1 rRNA gene is annotated in these 303 nt (G+C 57.4%); it reads right to left on the bottom strand.

Annotated features, from left to right (window positions below):
- Window positions 1-22: 22 nt before the first annotated feature.
- Window positions 23-303 (bottom strand): 16S ribosomal RNA (locus JCM17207_RS10520); the annotation flags it as partial.

Raw genomic sequence — 303 nt, 5'->3', positions numbered from 1 at the left:
GCCGATCTGCCTGACTCCCTAGAAAGGAGGTGATCCAGCCGCAGGTTCTCCTACGGCTACCTTGTTACGACTTCACCCCAATCACCAGTTTTACCTTCGGCGGCGTCCTCCTTGCGGTTAGACTACCGACTTCGGGTCCCCCCGGCTCTCATGGTGTGACGGGCGGTGTGTACAAGGCCCGGGAACGTATTCACCGCAGCATGCTGATCTGCGATTACTAGCAATTCCGACTTCGTGCAGGCGAGTTGCAGCCTGCAGTCTGAACTGGGACGTTGTTTTTGAGTTTTGCTCCACCTCGCGGTC

It is taken from the genome of Faecalibacterium gallinarum, assembly GCF_022180365.1.
GTDB classification, from domain to species: Bacteria; Bacillota; Clostridia; order Oscillospirales; family Ruminococcaceae; genus Faecalibacterium; species Faecalibacterium gallinarum.
This window is presented reverse-complemented; position numbering and strand designations above follow the sequence as displayed.